The organism is Amycolatopsis sp. NPDC114478 (assembly GCF_055633805.1).
Genome location: NZ_JBVKDO010000048.1, coordinates 1 through 21,472, shown reverse-complemented (window position 1 = coordinate 21,472; position 21,472 = coordinate 1). Strand labels below are relative to the sequence as shown.

17 protein-coding genes are annotated in these 21,472 nt (G+C 68.2%); 5 read left to right on the top strand and 12 right to left on the bottom strand.

What is annotated here, in order from left to right; translation table 11 throughout:
• Positions 1–307: 307 nt before the first annotated feature.
• Positions 308–880, top strand: a complete 573-nt coding sequence (locus ACZ7OH_RS51525; protein WP_470287672.1) for a hypothetical protein — start codon at positions 308–310, stop codon at positions 878–880.
• Here the strand turns inward: ACZ7OH_RS51525 and ACZ7OH_RS51520 are convergent.
• From ACZ7OH_RS51520 to ACZ7OH_RS51485, 8 genes are read right to left on the bottom strand one after another with little or no spacing between them, the layout of a single operon-like run.
• Complete coding sequence (locus tag ACZ7OH_RS51520) at positions 869–1,567, bottom strand: protein DA1 (protein WP_470287671.1); 699 nt, start codon at positions 1,565–1,567, stop codon at positions 869–871. The two genes, ACZ7OH_RS51525 and ACZ7OH_RS51520, sit on opposite strands and share 12 nt — an antisense overlap.
• A 32-nt stretch (positions 1,568–1,599) precedes the next feature.
• Positions 1,600–2,685: a hypothetical protein gene (locus ACZ7OH_RS51515; protein WP_470287670.1), complete on the bottom strand. Its 1,086-nt coding sequence runs from the start codon at positions 2,683–2,685 to the stop codon at positions 1,600–1,602.
• Positions 2,571–3,545 (bottom strand): protein phosphatase 2C domain-containing protein, encoded by a 975-nt coding sequence (locus ACZ7OH_RS51510; RefSeq protein ID WP_470287669.1) that lies wholly within the window; start codon positions 3,543–3,545, stop codon positions 2,571–2,573. The genes ACZ7OH_RS51515 and ACZ7OH_RS51510 overlap by 115 nt, the downstream gene beginning before the upstream one ends.
• Positions 3,542–4,279: a vWA domain-containing protein gene (locus ACZ7OH_RS51505; RefSeq protein WP_470287668.1), complete on the bottom strand. Its 738-nt coding sequence runs from the start codon at positions 4,277–4,279 to the stop codon at positions 3,542–3,544. The genes ACZ7OH_RS51510 and ACZ7OH_RS51505 overlap by 4 nt, the downstream gene beginning before the upstream one ends.
• A 20-nt stretch (positions 4,280–4,299) precedes the next feature.
• Positions 4,300–6,006: an Hsp70 family protein gene (locus ACZ7OH_RS51500; protein ID WP_470287667.1), complete on the bottom strand. Its 1,707-nt coding sequence runs from the start codon at positions 6,004–6,006 to the stop codon at positions 4,300–4,302.
• Positions 6,003–6,476 (bottom strand): hypothetical protein, encoded by a 474-nt coding sequence (locus tag ACZ7OH_RS51495; protein ID WP_470287666.1) that lies wholly within the window; start codon positions 6,474–6,476, stop codon positions 6,003–6,005. Before ACZ7OH_RS51495 ends, ACZ7OH_RS51500 begins: the two co-directional genes overlap by 4 nt.
• Positions 6,473–6,883 (bottom strand): hypothetical protein, encoded by a 411-nt coding sequence (locus ACZ7OH_RS51490; RefSeq protein ID WP_470287665.1) that lies wholly within the window; start codon positions 6,881–6,883, stop codon positions 6,473–6,475. Before ACZ7OH_RS51490 ends, ACZ7OH_RS51495 begins: the two co-directional genes overlap by 4 nt.
• An 8-nt stretch (positions 6,884–6,891) precedes the next feature.
• Positions 6,892–9,915, bottom strand: coding sequence for a hypothetical protein (locus tag ACZ7OH_RS51485; RefSeq protein WP_470287664.1), 3,024 nt, complete (start codon positions 9,913–9,915; stop codon positions 6,892–6,894).
• Between the two features lie 755 nt (positions 9,916–10,670).
• On the opposite strand from ACZ7OH_RS51485, the gene ACZ7OH_RS51480 reads away from it, so the two are divergent.
• Both ACZ7OH_RS51480 and ACZ7OH_RS51475 read left to right on the top strand, forming a co-directional pair.
• Positions 10,671–10,904: a hypothetical protein gene (locus ACZ7OH_RS51480; protein ID WP_470287663.1), complete on the top strand. Its 234-nt coding sequence runs from the start codon at positions 10,671–10,673 to the stop codon at positions 10,902–10,904.
• The gene (locus tag ACZ7OH_RS51475) at positions 10,901–11,110 is read left to right on the top strand and encodes a helix-turn-helix domain-containing protein (RefSeq protein WP_470287662.1); all 210 of its coding nucleotides are present in this window, start codon (positions 10,901–10,903) and stop codon (positions 11,108–11,110) included. The genes ACZ7OH_RS51480 and ACZ7OH_RS51475 overlap by 4 nt, the downstream gene beginning before the upstream one ends.
• Positions 11,111–11,116: 6 nt before the next feature.
• Here ACZ7OH_RS51475 and ACZ7OH_RS51470 read toward each other — a convergent pair whose 3' ends face one another.
• Positions 11,117–12,190, bottom strand: a complete 1,074-nt coding sequence (locus tag ACZ7OH_RS51470; protein ID WP_470287673.1) for an RES domain-containing protein — start codon at positions 12,188–12,190, stop codon at positions 11,117–11,119.
• A 73-nt stretch (positions 12,191–12,263) separates the two neighbouring features.
• Positions 12,264–12,893: a hypothetical protein gene (locus ACZ7OH_RS51465; RefSeq protein ID WP_470287661.1), complete on the bottom strand. Its 630-nt coding sequence runs from the start codon at positions 12,891–12,893 to the stop codon at positions 12,264–12,266.
• A 128-nt stretch (positions 12,894–13,021) separates the two neighbouring features.
• On the opposite strand from ACZ7OH_RS51465, the gene ACZ7OH_RS51460 reads away from it, so the two are divergent.
• Positions 13,022–17,035 carry a CHAT domain-containing protein gene (locus ACZ7OH_RS51460; protein ID WP_470287660.1) on the top strand — a complete coding sequence of 1,338 codons (4,014 nt, stop codon included), beginning with the start codon at positions 13,022–13,024 and terminating at the stop codon, positions 17,033–17,035.
• 25 nt (positions 17,036–17,060) lie between these two features.
• On the opposite strand, the gene ACZ7OH_RS51455 is transcribed toward ACZ7OH_RS51460, so the two are convergent.
• Both ACZ7OH_RS51455 and ACZ7OH_RS51450 read right to left on the bottom strand, forming a co-directional pair.
• Positions 17,061–17,273, bottom strand: coding sequence for a hypothetical protein (locus ACZ7OH_RS51455; protein ID WP_470287659.1), 213 nt, complete (start codon positions 17,271–17,273; stop codon positions 17,061–17,063).
• A gap of 510 nt (positions 17,274–17,783) precedes the next feature.
• A complete protein-coding gene (locus ACZ7OH_RS51450) occupies positions 17,784–19,652 on the bottom strand; it encodes a DNA/RNA helicase domain-containing protein (protein WP_470287658.1) in 1,869 nt (622 codons plus the stop codon).
• A 282-nt stretch (positions 19,653–19,934) separates the two neighbouring features.
• Here ACZ7OH_RS51450 and ACZ7OH_RS51445 point away from each other — a divergent pair, with 282 nt between their 5' ends.
• Positions 19,935–21,416 carry a DNA/RNA helicase domain-containing protein gene (locus ACZ7OH_RS51445; RefSeq protein ID WP_470287657.1) on the top strand — a complete coding sequence of 494 codons (1,482 nt, stop codon included), beginning with the start codon at positions 19,935–19,937 and terminating at the stop codon, positions 21,414–21,416.
• Positions 21,417–21,472: the final 56 nt, after the last annotated feature.

Genomic DNA, 21,472 nt, shown 5'->3' with positions numbered 1-21,472 from the left:
GCCCGCTCACGCAGCTCGTCGCTGTACTTCTTCGGTGCCGGCATGCTCTGCATCCTCCCTGAGATCAGAGCCTGCACAGAACCCGGGGCGCATCAAACAATGCGGCGAAAACCTGCGAGACAACGCCAGGTTCTGCGTCGGCTGCGGGGCCGCCGTCCCGCGCCAGGCGGCGGAGCCGGCCGGTCGGCCGTCACCCCCGCAACCGGCGAACCCCCGATATCCGGTGCCGCCCGCGCCACTTCCACCAGTAGCGCAGCAGTACCGCGCTACGACCTCACCAGGGCTGTCCCAAGGAGCGAAAACCGCCGTGGCAGCGGGAATCTGCGCTCTGGTCGTCGGCGCCATCATCGTGGCTTCGACGACCGTGGGCACCAACTCCCCCGCCACCCCGGGCAGCTCCGGTGGCAGTGGCTCCCTCGCCGACGGCGCAACAACGCCACCGGTCCAAGTCACGAAGACCATCGCGGATCCCACCACGGAGACCACGAGCGCGACGCCCGCGGACTCCCGAAGCCTGCTGCAGCGTCAAGTCGACCAGGACAGGCCCGAGGTAGATCAACTCATCGGCTCGTGGCTTCCGCAGCTGTCCGCGAAGAAGCCGGGCATGGTGGCCAACGGCATCACCTACGACTACGACGCGATCTGGGCCGACTTCGTGAACAACCGGCAGCAGCACCCGGAAGCGCTCCTGCTGTGGTCGGGTGACTACGCCAGCTTCAAGTACCCGGACTTCTGGATCACCGTGGAACCCCGGCAGTTCGGCGACGGCACATCGGCCAACGCGTGGTGCGATTCGTACGGGATCAACAAGGACGACTGTTACGCGAAACGGCTGATGCACACCGGCGGGTACGCCGGGAACACCCTGCTACGCAAGTAAGCGCCCCGGGAGCTCGCCGACCCGGACCAGGGAATCGACAACCGCACTCAAGTCGAATCGCAGGATTTCGTCGCGAACCATGCGGAAGCCGACGCCGTAAACGGGATCCGGATTGATCATCATCCGCTCCCGGATGCGATCGGCGAGCGGCGAGCCGAGATCACGCAGAACACCGTAAGCCAGGGATTCGGAAAACCCCTCCGCAATTTCTGCAGGCAGGCGTTCGCGTCGGCGCTGAGCCAGCCAGGCGTGCCCGAACTCGTGGGCCGCAACGCCGTAGAACAAATCGAAGGGCAGACCTGCCGCGATACGGACATCCGTGACCTTCCCGGGTCCGTCCCGCTGGTAGCCGATGGTCGTCGCGCCGAGCGCGTGACCTCGTCCGTGCCCGAGCCTGAGCAGCGTGTGCGGTGGCACCAACCGCACCTTGGCAGGCTCCCGCAAGGTCAAGCCACGGCGCGCGAGTGATTCCCGGACGCGCCCGAGGACGGGGGCGACTTGGTGCTGGAGTTCGACCGCGTCGTGCGCGCACAGCTCGCAGCGCAGCAGGCCGCCTCCGACGTCGCGCCAGGTCACCGGCCGGTGTCGCGCCCGATGTTCGCAGAAGGCACACGCGACGCTCTCGTCGTGTCCGGCGCAGCTCAGATCTCCACGCAACGCGAGCAAGGCCGCGCCGTTCACCGCCACCCCGCACACGGTGCAGCGCACCGGCCCGTCCGTCACAGAGCCGGGATCCAGTGTCCGGTCGCGGGGTCGCGTCGCCAACCGGACGTCGTCGTGGCCGGCACCGGCTTCGGCGCGGGGTTCGCTCTCACCTGGTCGGGCACGAAGCTGTGGCGGGCTCGTGTCGCGAAATAGGATTCCCACTCGGCGGCTTCGGGCCGCAATCTGCCGAGGTCGGCCAATGCGGCGCCGAGAAGGCGGCGTCCTTCGGCGTCCAACACGGACCGCACCCGCTGAAGGTTGCGGGAGGTGCTCGCCTGCGGCCCCGGAGAGAGGGCACGCAGGACGAACAGCCCCAGCTTGTAGAGATCCGTGGCCTGGGTGAGCACCGCTCCCTCCGGCGGCGCCCAGTCCGGCGCGTTGAGCTGCCGGACAACCGGCGCCGAGCCGCGGATGCGAACCGCGTCGCAGTCGACCAGCATCACCGAGGGCGTGGCACCGGTCCGGAACAACGCGTTCTTCGCATTGATGTCACCGAAGACCAGCCCGTTCGAGTGAAGCAGGGCCAGTGCGCCGGCCAGATCCCGGCAGACGGCGAGCCGGTCGGTCAGGTCCGGGTACACCAGCCCGGCCCGCGTCGCGAGCTCCGGTCCGACGAACAAGCCCTGGACCTCACGCGGCAGGGTGCTCACCTTGCCGCTCGGCAGGCGCCGCCGGTCGAAGAACGAGCTCGGGATCAGCGGCATCACCACACCGCAGATCGTCCCCTGGTCGATGACGACGCGAGCCGGCCACGATGCGATCTCGTCCAGCCGGGCCCGGACCGGCACCGCCAGCTTTCTCCGGGCGCGGACGATCGCGCGCAGACCGTGCGGCGGTTGGTGGCCCACGTGGTAGTGCTTGTAGACCAGATCGCCGGCGACATCCGCGAGCCGCAGCGAAGGCACCAGATGGACCGTCGCCTGCCCGCCCTTACCCAGCCGTTCTCCGAGATCACCCAGCTTCGCGCGATCGATTTCGTCGTCGCTCATGAGCCGTTGACGGGCCAGACCGCCAGCACGGTGCGGTCGTCGTCGTAGGAGCGGCGCGCGAAGTCGACCTGTGCCGCGAAGTTCAGCAGCGCGGGCGGCGTGGCCCAGCACTCCGCGAGGAAGGCGCCCACCTCGCCGGCGCCGCTTCCGAGCGCGTCACCGACTCCGTCGGTCATCAGCACCAGTGCGGTGCCGGGTCCGAAACGGACGAGCAGCGGTTCCGGAGCGACGGCGGGCACCACCGGGATGGCCGCGGTCACGCTCGTCGCCACGTCACTGTCCGAGTTCTTGACTTGCTGCAGGGGTGTCCAGGGAACGGCGGCTCCCGGGGCCAGCAGCCAGGCCGAAGTGTCGCCGAGGGACAAGACGTGGGCAGTGTGCTCACCGTGCTCGCCGGGTTCGAGGTCGATCACCGCGAAGAGTGCGGTCGAAGCCAGGTACCGGCCTGCCTCACGGAGGTCGGTACCCGGCGGGTCGTCCCCGTTGCGCCGGGCGATGTCGTGCGCGGCCACGACTGTCCGCGAAACGAGCTTTTCCAGCAACTGTAGCCAGTCGAGCTTCTCGGGTACGGCCTCCGAGAGCTGGTCCGAAAGGAACCGGCAGCCGTCCTGCGTGACGATCTCCGCGGCCACGTGCGAATACGGGGAAGCGGACACGCCGTCGGCGACGCATGCAACGAGGTGACGCCCGTCCTCGCTCAGCACCCGGGCGTAGGCATCCTGCCGCACCGTGCCGTAGAAGCGGTGCGACAGCCCGCGGATGCTCGCCGCACGCAACTCCAGGCCGGCTCCGCCAAGATCCCCCCGCATCTCGTCCGCATCGACGACATAGGCGGGCACGTGCGGGAACCGCCGGTCGTGCTTGGGCTTCACCGCCGCGAAAGCCCGGCCGGGATCGCCGATCAGGACCGGCTCGACCGGGTCGAACCCCGCGGCGGCGCGCCCTGCGCTCTCGTCCAGGTGGTGGGTCACAGGAAGTCCCCGTCCGCGTCCGCCGCCTTGACCCCGCTGGGCAGGTCGGCGGGATCCGGGTGGATCAACCCGGAGTCACCACCGGCCAGGTTCGCCCCGGAGCTGAGCACACTCGAGATCATGATCTCGGCCATACCCGCGATCGCCTGTGCGGCGCTGTTCCCTTCGTCCATGAGGTACATCCGGCTCTGCTTGGTACCGCCGGCGGGGTGGACCAGCCGCCGCAGGACCTGCGGGTCAGCGTCCTTCACCCCGAACGGGATCACGTTCGGGTACATCGCGAAGCCCACCTTGGCCTGGCGGTCGTACTCGGTGAGCTCCCGGAATGCACTCGTCCACTCGTCCTCGGTGTCGGTGGGCACGCCGTCGGTCAGGAAGAACACCGCCGGTCGGTGCACGCCGAACCCGTCTGCCTTCAGCTGGGTCACGTTCGCCTCGATCTCCTTGCGAAGCAACCGGAACGCGGCGGCGTAGGAGGTCGCGCCGCGGCACGTGAGGCCCGGCAGGACCACGTCCGGGTCGAGCAGGTCACACAACGGCAGCTGAACCTGCGCGTCGCCGGCGAAGTCGATGAGCGCGAACCGGACCTTGTCGGTCAGGATCGGATCCCGCGCCAGCGCGTCCGACAGCTCCGGCATGATCTTGTTGGCGCTTTCGAGCTGGTCGCCGTCCATCGACCAGGAAACGTCGATCACCAGGTAGAAGGGGAGGATCTTGGCACGTTCTTCAGGCATGGTTCCTTCTCTCGTCAACGTCAGAACAAGTAGGCGTACTGGCGGAGCTTGCGTTCGAGCGCTTCACGGCACTCGTCGGACGCGGCGCCGACGGATCGCTCGAGATCCGCGCACAGCGCTTCGAGACGACGGCCCTCGTCCTCCCCGACGAACGGCACCACCTTGTTCCGCGCCCGCTCGAGGAGGCGGACTGTCGCGCTGTCCAGCGCCGGTGCGGTCAGTACAGCCGCCTGCACCGCCGGCCCGCTCCCCGACTCGATGGTCGTGCGGACGCGGTTCGCGAGGTCGATCAACTGCGACTTGTCCTTGGTCACCCCGAACGAGACGTCGTCACGCAGCATCACGCGGCCGGTTCTCGTGTTGGTCACGGTGATGTGCAGGATGCCGTCGACGTTGTACTCGTAGCTGATGTCGAAGGCGTTCTCCTGCTGGGTCAGGTCCGGATCGACGTCGATGCTCCACTCCTTGAGCACCACGTTGTCCGGATCGGAGACCTCCTTGGTGGGGTCGCCCTCGATCACCCGGACCAGCACGGACTTCTGGCCCTGGTTGGCCGGGATGTAGTTGTCGCTTTCCCGGGCCGGCAGCTGGCGGTTGCGCGGGATCAGCACGCTGAAGCGCGGCCGTTGGTTGTCGTCGTGCACGATCGTGCCCAGCGCGTGTTCTGTGGAGACGAAGAAGTCCTTGTCCAGCTGGCCGAGCAGGATCGCGGACGCGATGGCGGCGCCCTGGGCCACCGCCGTCATCGGGTCGCAGCCGGTGGCCGGTTCCCGCCCGACGGTCTCCGACACCAGGCTCCGGGCAGCGGGGATCTTGCTGCTGCCGCCCACCATCACCAGCTGGTCGATCCCGTCCGGGCCGATCTGCAGGTCGCGCAGGCACTGCAGGATAGGCTGCCGTGCCTCATCGAGGAGCTTGCGGATCGAACCTTCGAAAAGCACGCGGTCCACTTGGACGTAATCCCCGTCCGGAAGGCGGACGTTGGTATGTTCTTGGGAAGACAGCAGGATCTTCGCCCGTTCGACCTCCAGCCGGAACTGCGCTTCCTGCGCCGGTGACCACGACGGCCGGCGCGGCAGCCGGTTGCGGATCGCCAGCGCGAAGGCTTCGTCCAGGTCGATCCCACCCGATCGGGGAATCCCCTTGGAAGCACGCTCGATGAAGACGCCCTCGATCGTCTCGAGCACGGTGACGTCGAGAGTGCCGCCGCCCCAGTCGAACACAAGGATGTTCTGGTCACGGCGCGCATCGACGGCGAAAGCCATCGCGGCCGCCGTCGGCTCGTTGACGAGCGCCTGGACGTCGATGCCGGCCAGGCCCGCGCAGAGCTTCGTGCGGTAGCGGGCCAAGCCGCGGCTGTTGGCGGGGATGGTCACGACCGCGCGGTCGACCTCGACCCCGGCGGAGGCGCTGCGAAGGTGACCGAACAACAGGGCCGCGGCTTCCTCGACCGACACCCGCGAGCCGCCGATGTCGACGAACTCCTCCGTGGCGAACAACCGCTTGACGGTCTCCAGCTTGCCCTCTTGCTGTCGCTTCGCCGCCCAGCCGAACGTCGTCCGGCGCCCGTCCGGAGCCATGCCGACCACCGAAGGCATCACCTTGTCGAAACCGAGCTGCTCCCATTCCGCCGGCGGCGAGTCGATGGAGAGCACTTCGACCGCTTGACCGTTCCACTGGGCCAGGACCGAGTTGGTCGTGCCGAAGTCGATGCCGTACGGGTTCACGACCGCACCTCGTGCTCTCCTACGCGACGCGCGACGGGAAGACGTGGCACGCGCTCCGTCTGTCCCATCACCACGGGCCGGCCTGTGGCTTCATCGACGAAGGCGTACCGGAGAATGCGCAGTTCGTCTCCCTCACCGCCCAGCTCGTCGTAGTAGCGCGAGTCGGCCGGATCCGCCCAGCGGATCAGTCCCGCTTGACCGAGCCACTCCTCGACCACCGGCCGCAGCTGCGGGGCCTGGGCGTGCGCGGCTTCGGCGAAGACCGCCAGCTGTCGCAGGTGCGCCGTCCGCTCTTGGGCAGCCGCGACGATCTGGCGCCGCAGCCCGTCGTAGGCGTCGACCGACAAGGCCGAAGACGGCTCGCGGACGATAGTCGCCACTTCGATGCGCTCGATCGACCGGCTGATCCGGTCGAGCGAACGCTCCACTTCGGACAGACGTGCGATCAGCGCGTCGGTACGTCGGGTCATAGCTCGTTCCCTTCAGGAGTGAGGTAGCCGTAGTCGAAGGTGGCCGTGGCCCGGATGACCGCTGTGACCAGTTCGCCGACGTCCTTGGCGAGTTCGTCGGCGAGCACCGCGCGGTCGTCGTCCGTGGTTTCCGTCCGCCTCGGCAGCTGGATCGGCGGCAGCGCGAACAGGCCGTGAGCCTGTGGGGCGAATACCGCCGGGTTGGCGGGCACCCGGTAGACGCTGACGTCGTCGTCAGCCGTGCTCGCCCGGCTCTGCACCTCGTGCAGCGCCCAATTCAGGTCTTCGATGCCGACCGGGCCGCCGGCGGCCCGGCGCACGCGCCGCGCGGCACGCGCGAAATGGCGACGTGCCAGGTCGGGCGGGGTTCCGTAGTCCACCCCGAGCAGCAAGTAGGGGTTGCGCATGACTCTCCTCAGCCACCAAGGGCACGTTGGGCTTTGAATTCGAGATCGCGGACGTGATCGAGGAAGTCGAGCAGGTCTGTTCGCGTGTCCGCGTGCTCGACGGCTCGTGACCAGGGCAGCAGCTGCGTCCGGCTCGCCCGGCAGAACTCGACGGTTTCGCCGATCACCCTGCGGGCGTCGAACCACGCCGGTGTGCCGCGCTGAACCAGCTCGAGGACGTCGAGGGCCCTGTTGTACGGGTCGACGATCTGCTCGAGCTCGCGGATCCGGGCCTGCTGGATGTTGATCGCCGCGCGCCTGGTGGCGAGCTCGACGAAGAGTTCGATGCGGCCGCGGTCTTCATCACTCAGCTTCGCGAACAGCTCAAGGGCAGTCCGGTGCATCTCGACGATCGCGTCCCCGATCTCCTTGTCGTCGACCAGCAGGACGTAGCTCAGCGTGCAGGTCGACAGCATGCTCAGCGATACCAGGTCATACGGACTCAGCCCGGTCAGCCGGGTGGCGAGTTCGAACGCGAGAGACCCAGCGCCGGCCGCTCCGTCGAGGTCTTCGACCATCGCGGAACGCACATCGTTGATCAGCTGGTCTCGGGCGGGGCACAACCAGTCCGGCCCGTGTTCCCAGTCCCGCACGGACGCGAAGAAGTCGACGACCGCAGACAGCCCGTCTTCGGCTCGCGCCCGGGCGTAACCGGCTTCCATCGTGTCCGCGTGGGGTGACCGCGCGAGGCTTCCCGGCTGCCGGATCCAGGCGCTGTCGAACCGCGACAGGACCAGGCTGATCTCCCGGAAGTCGGACAACGGGATGTCTTCGGCGACGACCGACCGCAACGGCTCGCGCAGCACGGTCGGCAGTTCCCGGCCGGGTTCCTCGCCCTCCCAGACACGTTCGCCCTCGCCGCGCCAGATCTCCAGGGCCCGCATCGCCGCCGCCGTCCGCATCGCCGCGGTCGGGGCCTCGCGGACCAGCCGGGCCAGGTGCCGGGCAGCGAGCTCGGTGTCAAGGTGCGGAGCGACGACCCCGATGTTGGCGAGCAGGGCCGGCGAGTGCTCCCCTTCCAGCGCACTCTCCAGCTCACGGACCGCACCCGCATGATCGCCCAGGTAGTGCAGGGCGCAGGCAAGCAGGTTCTGGGCTTCGTCCCGGACAGACTCGTCGACGGCGACGCGGAGGCATTCCCGCGCAGCATCCACTCCGGCGGCCCATTGGGCCAGGAACAAATGCTCCCTCGCGGCGTACAGCGAGACCCACTCGAAGAATCTCGGCCGGCGGTCCGCCAGCCCGGGAACGGCTCGTAGCTTATCGGCACCGTAGGTGCGGACGAGGTGGTTCCAGACCGAGACGTCCGCCACGACTGGTTCCGGCAGGTCGCCTGGAGCTTGGGGAGATTCCTCGAGCAAGCCGGCGAGGTGCTCGGCCACCGAGCGGTACTCTTCGATCACGTCAGCGACCACGACGTCCTGCGGCCGGTTGCGCTCGAACGCCTCGACCGCGGCGAAGTGCTTGCCCAGCCGGGTTTCGCGCCGGTCTTCGGGGATCTCGCCGGTCCGGGCGAACGCGCGCCGGTCCAATTCCTCCTGGTGGCCCAGCGCTATCAGCTCGGTCTCCGTCAGTTGCTCCGGCTGCGCGCGTCCGACGAGGTAAGTGATCTCGGCGGCCGGCCGCCGTGCGGTTCGCGCGGCTTCGGCGGTGATCGCACCACGCTCGACGATGTCGTCGAGAACGGTCAACGGCGCCAACGTGATTTCGGCTGAACCGATGGTCGCGACCGAGCCGTTGAGGGCCGCGGCCAGCCGCCCGGCCGGCCCCAGCAGGCCGGCCGTCTCCGCATCAGGCCGGCCATCGAGCATCGCGAAGACAGACTCGGGTAACCCGTGTCTCTGTGCACGAAGCCGTTCGTCCGTCATGACCTCGCCGTGCGCGGTCCGCCGGATCCCCAGCCTGCGTTCGAGCGCGGCAGCGAGCGGCTCGTCCGGGGAGAACGCCGCCAGGCACCCAGCAAGCCGCCGGCCCGCATCCGGTACACCCGAAATCCCGTCCGCGCAGGCGGACAGGATGGCAACGACCCTTCGGTAGCGCCCGGCAGGCAGCCTCGCGGCGTTTTCGACGAGATCGTCGAACCGGGCCCTACGGGCGGCGTGCACTACGCGCAGCCAAACTGCCTCGGGCTCGCCGAGACCGATTTCGCCGAGCAGGTCCGGACGGTCGAGGCGGAGCAGGTCGAGTGCGTGCAGCCGGGTCGCGGCGAGGTCTGCGGCATAGGCGGACCGCACGTGGGCCGTCAGGTCGGGAGGTGACCACGTCACCCCGGGCGGGGCGGTGGGCCGAGCCGACCACCAGAGCAAAGCGGCAGCCGGTCCGCGAAGTCCACTGAGGTCCATTTCGCTGTTGAGCGCGACCTCCGTCTCCGGCAGCTCGCCGACGGCGGCGACATCGAACTCTCCGTTGCTCTTGAGCAGTTTTGCGCCACCGCTTTCGAAACCGACGCACAACGCGAACTTCGCCCGGACGAGCCGGCGTCCGTGCTTGTGGAACCGGCCGAGGGCAGGCGGCCGCCCCGCGGGAGCCGCCTGGAACACAACGGGCACACCGCAGCCGGTGCAGACCTGCTGCGCCGGAACCACGTCGACCCCGCACGACAAGCACATCGCTTCACCGCCGACCGCCGCGGCCACCCGCTGTGACCGGAGCTCACCACGACGCTCCAGTAGTTCCAGCAGCATTTCGCCGCGGTCGCCCACCGGCGGCCGGGTTTCCGCCGACTGAGCGGTGGAGACGGGAACGACTCGGTCCCGAGGCTGTCCGCAAACAGCACAGAAACGATCACTCGACAACCCGGGCACCCCGCACCCGGGACAGCTGGAGTCCGCCGGCACCTGGGCCTCGGCCGACGGCCTCGAATCGAGAACAGGCACATGGACTCCATTCGGGGGGACACGGAAACCGGCAGCTCGGAATTCCCGCGGCCGGGACGCCAGCGATGTCGGTCGGCGCGCTTTCCGCGTTACGACGGCAATGGGCGCCGGAGACAATGCGTTACCAGCTCGTTGCGGTTGTCATGATCTCCCACGATCCGACCGGTTATCCGTCAGAACAAAACCGATCTGAATCTGGACATAAACTGGACAGGACAAGCCGATAGCCGAACCCGCGAATCTTGTAACGTTCGGCGCCCGGAAATCGAACGTGGACACGAACAGCCAACCCGGCTGCACCGCACCGGGCTCCCCGAGGTGGAGGCAAGGTGAAGGTTTCCCGCGATCGCGCGCGGACTTCCGCGCTCCTGCCGGCCTTCTGCCGCGAAGCGACCGCCTGCGCCCTGGGGGTGTATTCGCCCGTACGGCCGCCAATCCCTCTTGAACCCGGCGCGCTCGCGGCGCCGAGCCGACTGGCGGGTTCATGCGCCGACCTGCTTTTGGTTGTGACAACCCGGAAGCGGGTCGCACAGCTGGCGATGGCACGGGTGGATCCGGAGCAGGCGAGGACCGGCAGCCGGTTTGACCCGAGACGATGGGTCAGGCGGTACCTTCGTCGGAGGGACAGCGACGAGGCTCCTCACCGGAGGCAGGCTCGCCACGACCAGCGCAATGGCCGGACTCCCGCTGCCGACCACTGTGGACGAGGACGGCGCGGCAGCAAGTCCGATGATCCGCACAGGCAGCCTCCGAGGACCCCCGTCGTTCGCCAAGCTGGAGGACCGCGACCTCAAGCCGCACGACTACTGGCTTACTTCAGCGAAGCAGCGTATCGACTGCTTCAAGGCAAATACCGATTCGATGGAGTCGCCATGACAGACGACCTCCGCTCGGTGCGGGCGGCAACCCACCAGCTCGGCAGGACCGATGCCACGCAGCACACACTTGGCGCCGACGCCGAGCTCGTCCTCGGGTCGTCGCTCGTGCCCGTGCACCCCGCGCTGGAGCGGCTTGAACGAGCCGTCTTCACGGACGAGCTGCCCCCGCGCAGAGTGCGGAAAGCGTTGACCCACGTCTTCCACCTGAAGACGGGGTGGGCACCGTGAGTGGATCGACAGCGGACGAGCTACCTGACGAAGAGCAACGGCGCGTGCTGGCCCTCATGGCCCGCTACGACGATCACGTCATCGCGCGTCGCCTGGGAGTCAGCGTCACGACCGTCCGGCGGCGCATCAAGGCGGTGTACGCGCTGCTCGGCGTGAACAACCGGTTCGCCGCTGGGGTAGCGGTCGCCAAGCGCGGCTGGCTCTGAACTCGGTCAGGCAGTCTGCTCGTCCTCACCGCCCTCTTCGTCATCGAGCCAGGGCATCCGCTCCAGGAACCGGTCGACGAGGCACTTCACCTCGGCTTCGCCGAAGCCGTGGGGAAGCTGCAAGGCCTGCCGCTGGGCCAAGTGCGCCAGAGCGGGCGGGAGATCTCGTTCTCTGAGCCGCCGCCGGGCTCCGACGAGCACCGGGACGATCTCCGCGCCCGCCGTCGTCGCTTCCTCGATCTCGCGCCGGACCCAGTCCTGGGGATCGTCGAGCGCCCGTCCGGTCGTTCCCCGGTGTTCTTCCCAGCCGAGGCTGAAAAGCACGAGGAGCACCCGGCACGTGCGCGCTTTGTCGATCAGCTCACCCGGGAAGACCTGCCCGGGCGGGATCGACCGGTTGTCCCGGAACACCTTCTGGTCGCCCCAGCGGAGCGCGAGCTCGTTGTGCAGCAGTAAAGCTGCTTCGCTGCACTCTCCCTTGCGGTAGTTGATGAAGGCTTTGACCCGGGGCCGTCTCGCGGAATCCGTCTGCACGCCGTGTGCCCCCAGCACGTCTCCGAGCCAGTGCGCCCGCTCCACCCCACCGAGTTCGCAGGACAGCTGATCCACCACCTCGACCGGAGCCACGTCCTGTTCGAAGAGGACCATCGTCTCCGCTCGCATGTCTACCGTGGACTGCCAGACGAAGCCGTCCGCCCAGGGTGCCTGCTCGCGCAGCCACCGAGCCCATTCCCGGGTCGGACCGCACTGGGGCTCGGTCAGCAGCCAGTGGTCCTGGCCAACCGCAGCCAGGTCCTCGCCGGAGACCAGGCGCAGGAGTGTCAGGTCCCGAGTGACCCGCAGAGCCGACAACCGCTTGCCTTCGACAGCCCGACGCAGGAGGAACCGGCGGCCGTCCGGCCCGAAGACCAAGCCCGGCAGGAAGCGCTCGAGCACGGCGGTGTCGTCGGCGGGCGAGACGTACATGTGCCCGCGATCCGCGGGATCCACGGCGTCGAACCGCCCGCCCCCGAACACCGACCGCGTGGGCGGGTCGGCCACCTCGGCTCCGACGTGGCCGGGGTGGACACGCCAGAGCACCGTCCCGGCGGCGAGACGCCAGCGGCGGGGCTCACCGGGGAGTCCGCCTGGCGGCGGGTGCGGCGGCACGGGATCACCCGTCCACTGCGGCGGTCGCGGCCGCGACCAGGCCGCGCTCCGCGACCTGGTCGGACACCAACGTGACGGGCACCGCGTCGAGCCAGACGTTCCCGCTGATCCACCAGTCCGCGACGGCCCACGGGTCGTCGTCTGCGCCGAGAACGCGATTCACTTCCAGTACGACGGAACGAGGCCGTAGATCGTCGTCGAACTGGAAGGCGGGCACGGACCACGAGCCGTCGGGACGCGGCAGCCGGATCAGGTCGCGGACATCCGGATCGACTCCCTGGCTGCGAAGCTCGGTGGCCGTCGTCATCGGGTGGGTGCCGAGGATCCGTTCGCGCGCGTCGTCCGCGGCGACCAGACCGAGGGCGAGGCGAACGGAAAAGAGCGCTGCCACGGGAGTTCGAGGGACTTGCGTGAACCGCAATTCGTTGAGCGCGTCGTAGATCGGCTCGCCGTACCCATAGGCCGGCAAGACCAGTTTCACGATTTCGGACACCAGGTTTTCGCGGTCCTCCTCGGCGCTGACAGCGAACGCGCCCAGCAGGGAACGCAGTCTCGCCGCGTCCGCCGTGCCCAACCGCGCGAGAACCTGGTCGAGCTCCCTCGCGATCTGGACGATCCCGTCGTAGTACGCCATTCCCGGCCTCCTCGGTATCCAGGATTACCTCGCCGGTTCCGGTACCACCAGGTGCGAGGGGTGACAACTTGTTGCCACTCCGCGTTTGTCCATCGAATCCTACCCTGGAACGGGGAGTGGAGGTGGGCGTGGCCGATGACGACGACCGGGATTTTCTCGGTCACGAACCGACTCCCGCCGAGCTCCGGCGGCTGCTGGCGACGCTCGATCCCGGCGATGAGACCGGCCTGCACATCCGGCTGCTGCTCACCCGGCTGCTCCCGGAAAGCGATTTCGCCGAGGCCATCGGACACGGCGAGGCCGCCCTAGCCCGCGCCGGCACCGATTTCGCGCTGCGGTTCGACCTCCGTTGTGAATTGCCGTCCCGGTACGAGCGACAGTGGGAGTCGACCGGCTCAGTCACCGACCTCGGTCACGCGATCGGTCACCTGAGCGAGCTCGCCCCGTTCTTCGACTGGGCGCCGCCGCTCACCACGCTCGGGAGGCTGTTGCTCGCCCGCAACGAGGCGCAGCGGTCTAAGGACGACGTCGAAGCGGCCGTCAAATGGCTGCGGGCAGCCCAGACCATGCCCGAGGCCGACCACGAGACGCAGGCGTTCCTCGGCATCGCGCTGCAGCTGCGGGACGAAGGGGATCGGGAAGCGTTGCCTCTGCTACGCGACCTGCTCGCGAGCGACGAACTCGACGAGCCGTTGCTGGACCTGGTCACACATCGCCTGGCACGCCTGCATTTCAACCAGCACGTCACCAGCCCAGCCAGCCTGGCCAAGCTCGCGGCACTGGACACCGCGATCCAGCACGCCCGCAGCGGAGATCCGGACGACCCGGAGCAGGTCTTCGACCTGGCGCAGATGCTCAGCCGCCGCTTCTCGATATCCATGGACGAGTCCGATCGCCGCGAAGCGATCGTCCTCTTGGAACGCCTGCCACCAGAGGCGATGTCGGAGTTCGGCGCGGGACTGCGCGCGGACGAGCTCAGCGAGCTCTATGTGACGTACTGCCGGAACGGTGGGCCGGCCGACGTGGCGACGGCGATCGGCAAGCTTGAAGCGCTCAAGGACAGCGGACCCGACGAAAGCGAGCTTGTGCGGCTGGCCTTGGCGGAGGCCTACAGCATCCGCCGCTCGGCGCGGCAGAAAGACGTCGAGCGACTGCTCGAACTGCTCGACGCACTGCCGGACGAGGAAGCGTTCATCCGGTCATGGCAGGCGCTCGCCCGGGCGGAGCTGGCGCTCACCGGGCACCTCGCCGATGGCGATCCGGCCGACGTGAGCGACCAGCTCTGGCGAACCGCACGGGCGAACGTCGGGGATCACAAAACGATGTTGACCTTCCTCGTCGCGGGTACCCACGTTCTCGCACGACGTCACCGGCTGCACACGGGCGATTGGTCGCCTTTGGGCGCAATGCCCGACTTCGACGCAGTGACCGGCTCCCGCCATCTGGCCAGGATGCGCCGCTGGGCCGAGGTGTTGCCCGAGGACATCGCGGAACGTGACGAGCTGCTGGCTTCGATCGCGATTCTGCGGTCACACCTGTGCGGTCGGGTTTCCGGTCCTGATGCGGTCGAAGAACTGGACGAACAACAGGCGACCATCGAGGAGCTCTCCAAGGTGGCCGTCCTCCTGCGACCGGACGATCCCCTGCGACTCGCGCTGCGGCTCCAGCTCGCACTGCAGCGCGTGAACCGCGCGGCGGTGCTCGGCGATCCTCCCGGGCTCGAAAAAGTACTGCGAAGCCTGGAAAAGTTACTGGCCGACTGTCCCCGAGGACATCCTCTCGTGGCGCTCGTCAAAGTCCTTCTCGGCACGGCGCTCCTTCACCGCCACAACCAGTTCGAGCTGCCTGTCGACCTTCAGTCAGTCCGGGAGCTGCTGCTGACGGCCGATCCCGGTGATCAGCTGGACGAGCCGATCTGGGCTCTGGCTCGCTTCACGCTCGCCCGCACCGAAGTCCTGCTCGGCGCGCAGACCTGCGACCAAGACGTGCTCGACCGGGGCGTCCTGAGGCACCGAGAGATTCTCGACAGGCTCGCGCTGGGGGACACCGGCCGTCACGACGCGGTCTGCGGTCTCGCCTGGAGCCTCCTCATCCGCTACCTGACAGCGGGGGACGCGGCGGACCTTCGCGCGGCCGCCGAACACCTCCAAGACGTGCGTAGTATGCCGCGGTCCGAGAACGCCATCTACGAGTTCCACGATCTCGAAATGCTCGAGACCATGATCGGGGTTGTCGGCGGGACCGACCAGGCACTGGAAGACGTGCTCGGCCTCGGCGAGCTGCTGTCGCCCGAAGCAGGCACTTCGGCCGAGGCATCCGCGGCGCTGGCCCGGCTTCGCGAAGCCACCACCGGCTTCGGTCCTTACCCGGAAGCTTTCCGCACGTACTTGGAAGTCATCGAGAACCTTAGGACGTCGAATCTGTCCGCGATCCGTGACGCGGTGCAGAAGCTCAAGACGGCGGCAGGCGAAGAAGTGGCCGAATGGCAAACCGGCGCCGTGATAACGACGATGGCGAGCATGGCGGCCTTGGCCGTGCACCGGACGAGTGGCGATCCGGCCGCCCTCGACGAGTCGGTCGAATTGCTCGAGAAGAGCCTCTCCGACGGGCTCCTCGAAGTCCCGGTCGCGCTCGGCCGGATCGATCCCCTGCTCGAAGCCTGGTGGCTGCGGGGCACCGAGGCGGACATCGACGCGGCCGTCTCGACCGGGAACTCGATCCTCCGGCGATACGCGAGACAGATCCTGATCCAGCGCGATCTCGCGGATTGCACCTTCCTCGCCGCCGCGGCGGCCGCGACCGCGGTCGACTGGGCCCGGCGCTGCGTCGAGCGGAACCGGCTGGAGCCTGCTTTCACCATGCTCGAGATCGGCCGAACCCTGCGACTGCACGCGGCGACGAACCTGCCGGCAGCCCTGCGCGAGCCCGCCACGCCCGTGGCCACGCCGGAGAGCGCGCGGGCGAAGGCGATCACCGGCGCCGAGGCGTCGGCAATCGCCGGGGGCCGGGTCACCATTCCCGACGACATGCGCCGCCGCGCTCTCGACTCGGGCGCCCCCCATGAGATCGCCTCGTGGCCACCCGAACCGGTCGTCGGTGAGGTCGCCCGCGCCCTGCGGGAGCTCGGGATCGACTTCCTCGTGTACCTCGTTCCGGGCGCGGCCGGGATCGTCGGGCGCGCAGTGCACCTGTCGTGCACGGGCGAGCTGGGCAGCCTTGATCTGCCGGACCTGGGGCCCGCGGACGGGGCTCCCGCTGAAGTCGCTGCTTCGTGCGAGTGGGCCTGGCAGACTGCCATGGGCCGGCTGAGCGTGCACCTCGCCGGCGCACACCGGATCGCGCTCGTCCCGTGCGGGAACCTCGACCGCGTTCCGTGGCACGCGGCTCGCGATCCCGTCAGTGGGCGGTTCCTCCCGGAGCGGTTGCAGGTGACGTACGCGGCATCCGCCTACCAACTCGGCGAGGCAGCGCGCAGACCGTCGCTACCGGGAGAAGCCGGCACGACGTTCGTGGCGGACGCGGTCGACGCCGGTATCGGCGAACAGGAAGCGAGCTACTTGGCGGCACTGCACCCGCGAGCCCGGGTCTTCGGTCACAGCTCCTGGCCGGGTACGACCCCCGTTTCGCGTGCGGCGCTCGCGGACGTGCTGCTGGGCGACCAACGTCCGGCGGTGCTCCACCTCGCCTGCCACGCCGTGGCGGCGCCCGATCCGGTCAACGCGCGCATCGGCAGCGGCACGTCCGCGTTGTCGGTTCTCGACCTGCTGGACTCCGCGGCCCGGCACCCCGAGCGGGCGCCGGGCGGGCTGGTGGTGGCCGCAGCCTGCGAAACCGATCTCGGCGGGTCGTCCGACGAGGGGCTTTCCATCGCCACCGCACTGCTCGCCACCGGCGCGTCGTCGGTGATCGGCACCAAGTGGCGGGTCTCGACTCATCAGACGGCGGTGCTGATGTGCCACTTCCACCGAGAACTGCGCTCCGGCCGAAGTCCTTCGGAGGCTCTGCACGCGACGCAGCTTTGGGCCATCGACCCGCACCGCCCGCCATTGGAAGGCCTGCCCGCCGAGCTCGCCGCCACCGCAGCCTCCGCGGCACTGTGCCACCCGCAGTTCTGGGCCGCGTTCACCCATCACGGCCGCTGACGTGACCCGTGCCGCGTCAGGGGAATCAGGACGAGGAAGAACTGATTCCGCACGACTGGTCCACCGCCTGCACTTCCTGGTCACCGGATTTCCCGGCTGTGCCGACCACGCTGTTTCCCGCGGGCGCCGGCGTTCGGCCACTGGGGGCGTGGCCGACGGAGAGACCGACGACGAAGGCGAGGACAACGGTGCAGGCTAGGAATTTGAGCATGCCGGTGAAAGTCACGATCAGCTTCATCTCGGAACCCTTCCAGGGCCGCGTGGGCTTCTCCGGAACGTCCGTTCGCGGAACCGCTCGCCGTCAGGTCGAGAATGGACCCCGATCCGGCCTACTACCAGGCATTTCCCGTTTCCCGCAAGGGTTCGTCAACGTTGTCTCGATGAAAACCGGGGCACCGACGTGCCACTACCGGGCGTGCTCCGGAAACGCATACACGTTCGCCGGCGAACGCTCCCTCTGCCGGAGCGCGCCAGTACTGGACAGATACTGGCCACAATCCGGCCACCGGCAGATGGGAAACGGGAAACCTCGGACTACCTGAAAGTAACCCCTTGTCAAGAGGCCGACCGGGCATCAATGATTACCCACCGTCCGCATCGGCACCCACCGCCTTGACACAGGCGCACAACGCACGGGCGCCAACGCCGACTACCGGTACGAAATCGACGGCTCGGACCTCAAGCTCACCAAGTCAGGAAAGCTCGTGAAGTCGCGGCGGCTGACCAAAGTCGCGCCCTGAACCGTGCGCTAGGCCGTGTACTTCCGGAGGTGGGCGTTGGTTTCGCGGTCGACCGAATAGACGCAGACCCCCTGCATCCCGCGGGTCATCAGCACCTTGTACGTGTTGCGGACCAGACGGTCGAACGTTTCCTCGGAGGTGCCTACCAGCGCGGTGTCCTTGGTGTGGTTCGGCTGGGGAACCCAGTGGCCGTCGCGGATCACCAGGTCCTCGCCCATGATCACGCCGGCCCAGTCGTACTCGAAGCCCTGGGCCGTGTAGATGCAGCCGATCTGACCGGCACCCCGAGGATCCGAAGCCCAGTAGGAGGCGGAAGGCACGCCGGGCACTTCGACGTCGTGGAGCACGTTCCACGGACGGCGCCAGCCATCGATCCGGACGTCCTCGACCAAGCTGAGCTTCCCGTGTTCCCGCACCGGCGGAGACCAGTCCCAGCAGAACCCCGCCGCCATCCTGGCGCTGGCGCCGGTGTCCCTGCTCCGGGCGCGCAGCCACGCCTCCAGCGCGTGAGGAGCTTCCACCGACTCCACCACGTATTCGTCGCCGGTGTCCGAGACCAGATCCGACCACGAGACCGGCGATCGGTCCACCAGGCCGAGGAGACGCTGAACCCACAGATCGAAAAGCGGCGAGCCGCCACACCTGAACTGTCCGTCGAGGTTCACCTCGACGACCTGGCAGTCCATCGCCCTCGCGATTTCCAGTACGTCGCCCGGCGAGCCGATCTCGCGTGGCCTCACCACCTGGTGGTCGTCGAGCAGGAAGACCGGCACCTTCGCCGCTGTGATGATCCGCTGGATTTGCCCCGGCACCCGGCCGCGCCAGTGTTCTGGCACGTTCTGGCCTTGGCCACGGAGGCGGTGAGCTTCGTCGCAGATCACGACGTCCAGTTCGTTCTCACGAGCTCGGTCGAAGTTGTTGAAGTACTTGAAGACGTCCCGGGCCGGGGATTCGTCCTCGCCGAAGACGACTCGGCGGAGGGTCTCGGTCATCGCCTTCGAACCGGTCGCGTGGACCACCTTGATACCGCGGCGCGCCATCGCCGAGTAGAGGTTCAGCGCGATGGCGCTCTTCCCCGTTCCCGGGCCGCCGCGGACCAGGACGACCTTCTTCCGCCCGCCGCCGTTCCCGAATGCGTCGGCGACCGCACTCCGGACCGCCTCGAACGCCACCTGCTGCTCGTCCAGCAAAACGAAGTCCGTCCGCGCCGACACCGATTTCGCGGCCACGGCCAGCAGCGGACGAGCAGGCGCCCGCCTGGCTGCGGTCAGCCGTTCCGCCGCGTCTTCGGAAACCTCCAGTGATTCGGTCAGATCGGTTGCCAGATCCCCCGACTGGTCGGCTGTGTAGAGCCTGCTGTAGTCGTCCGAGTCGAAGTCGTCCAGCTGCCAGTCATCCGCGCGACGGGCGTTGTGGAGGTATGCGAGACCCTTCACGCACGAAGGGGTGCGGGCCAGCGCCGGGACGAAGCTCAGAAGATGCCTGCAGTACCGGCGCACCTGTTCCGCCGGGTGCAGAACCGGCTGCCCGTTGCGCCCGTTGTACCGGACGAGCCCGCGCCCGACGACGTCGGCCTTTTCCCACTGCTTCAGCTCGACCAGGACATAAGCGGGCGCACCCGTTTCCGGGTTTACGCCGCAGAGGAGCGCGTCGACCCTCTTCGGGCTGTACGGCAGCTGGAATTCGAGGATGACCTGGAGCCGGCCCAAACCGCTGTCGCAGAGCAGCTCCAGCAAGGCGGGAACGCTGTTGCGCCAAGCTCCCAGCTCGCCGCGGTCCTCATCCGGCCGGTACGGAACGCCGACGTGCTTCGCCAGCGCCCGAACCAGCCTTCCCTCTGCGGCGTCGCGCAGCAGGCTTAGTGCGGCACCCTGCACCAACCTTGTCCCTCCCGACAACGTCGATACCCCTCGATCGGGTCGATCATTCGAGAAGGGACCACAACACGCAACCGAAACAGGTCGATCACCAGTGACGATCGGTAGGAGTTACGACATTCAGCTACCTTGCTAGACCGAACGGCCCAACGGAAGTCACAGTCCGTCATATTTCATCGATGGCAAGGTTCCCCAGCGACGGTCCCGGCGTCCACTACGCTTGGAGATCACGGCCCGACGGGCACCGGACGAATCCGTTGCTGCCCCCAAAACCGTACGTCGATGACGCACGCCCAGGGGGACCCATTGGCTTTGATCCGTGGCAGCGCAGCGGACCTGCTGGTCGAAGCACGCGCCGGTCACCTCCACACCCGGCTCCGGGAACAGGCGGGGTACGTCACCGGGACCCGCGTGGGAATCGGTGAGGTCACCTCGTGGCAACGCAGTCTTCCCTTGCTTCTGCAGCAGGTCACCGAAGCCGGCCTCGGGGCGGTCGAAGTTCTGCTGGAACACCAGTTGCCGCACAGCAGGCAGCGCATCGACGTCGTCCTGTGCGGCATTCACCCCCGCACAGGCGAGCACTGCTTCGTCTTCGTGGAGTTGAAGCAGTGGTCGAGGGCGGAGCTCCACCTCACCGAAGTGCTGAACGTACCGGGCCTGCCCGGCAGACACCTGCACCCCATCGAGCAGGTGCGGGGCTACTGCCAGTACTTCGTCGACCACACGCCCGCTCTGGTCGAGCGGCCACGTGCCGTACACGGCATCGCCTACTTGCACAACGCGCGCCGAGCGGACGTCGCCGCGTTGCTCGACCACCGCGTCGACGACTTCGGCCGGCTGTTCACGATGGACGACAATGCGAAGCTCGTCAGCCACCTGCGCTCGCTACTCGATCCGGCCGCCGGGCGCCCCGCAGGCCTCGAAGCCGGCGACGAGTTCCTGAACTTCGAGCACCGGCCGACCAAGCCCCTGCTGACGCTGGCCGCGCGGGAGATCCAGGACCGCGAGCAGTTCGTCCTGCTCGACGAGCAGAAAGTCGCCTACGAGCTGGTCCTCAACGCCGTGGAGCGGTCGCGCGCGGCGCACACCCGGACGATCGTGGTGGTGGAAGGCGGGCCAGGATCGGGGAAGAGCGTCATCGCGCTCAGCCTGCTCGGCGAGCTCGCCCGCCGGGGCCTGGCGGTGCACCACGCCACCGGTTCGAAGGCCTTCACCCAGACCATGCGGAAGTACGCCGGACGCGGCAACACGCGCGTCAAGGGGCTGTTCAAGTACTTCAACTCCTATGTGGGCAGTCATCCGCGAGAGCTGGACGTCGTGATCTGCGACGAGGCGCACCGCATCCGGGAGAACGGGATCAACCGGTTCACCAAGAAGGAGCAGCGGGAGCGAGCGGGCAGGCAGATCGACGAGCTGATCAACGTGGCGAACGTGCCCGTGTTCCTGCTCGACGAGAACCAGATCGTGCGCCCCGGCGAGATGGGTTCGCTGACCGAGATCACCGCCGCCGCGCAAGCAGTCGGCTGCGAAGTCGAGGTGGTCCGGCTGCACGACCAGCTGCGGTGCGGCGGTTCCGTCTGGTACGACACCTGGGTCGCCCGGCTGCTCGGGCTCGGCGGGAACCCCGAGCCGCCGATCGCGTGGAGCAAGCTCGCCGGACCTCTCGACCAGGGCATCACCCTGGCGAGCGTCGACTCGCCGGAAGCGCTGGAAGGCTGGGTACTGAGGGCTTGTCTCATTTGGCGAGTTTCTTGTAGCAGGTGATGGCGGCGGCGAGGGTAAGGAAGGCGAGGTAGTGGGTGGGTTTGCGTTCGTAGCGG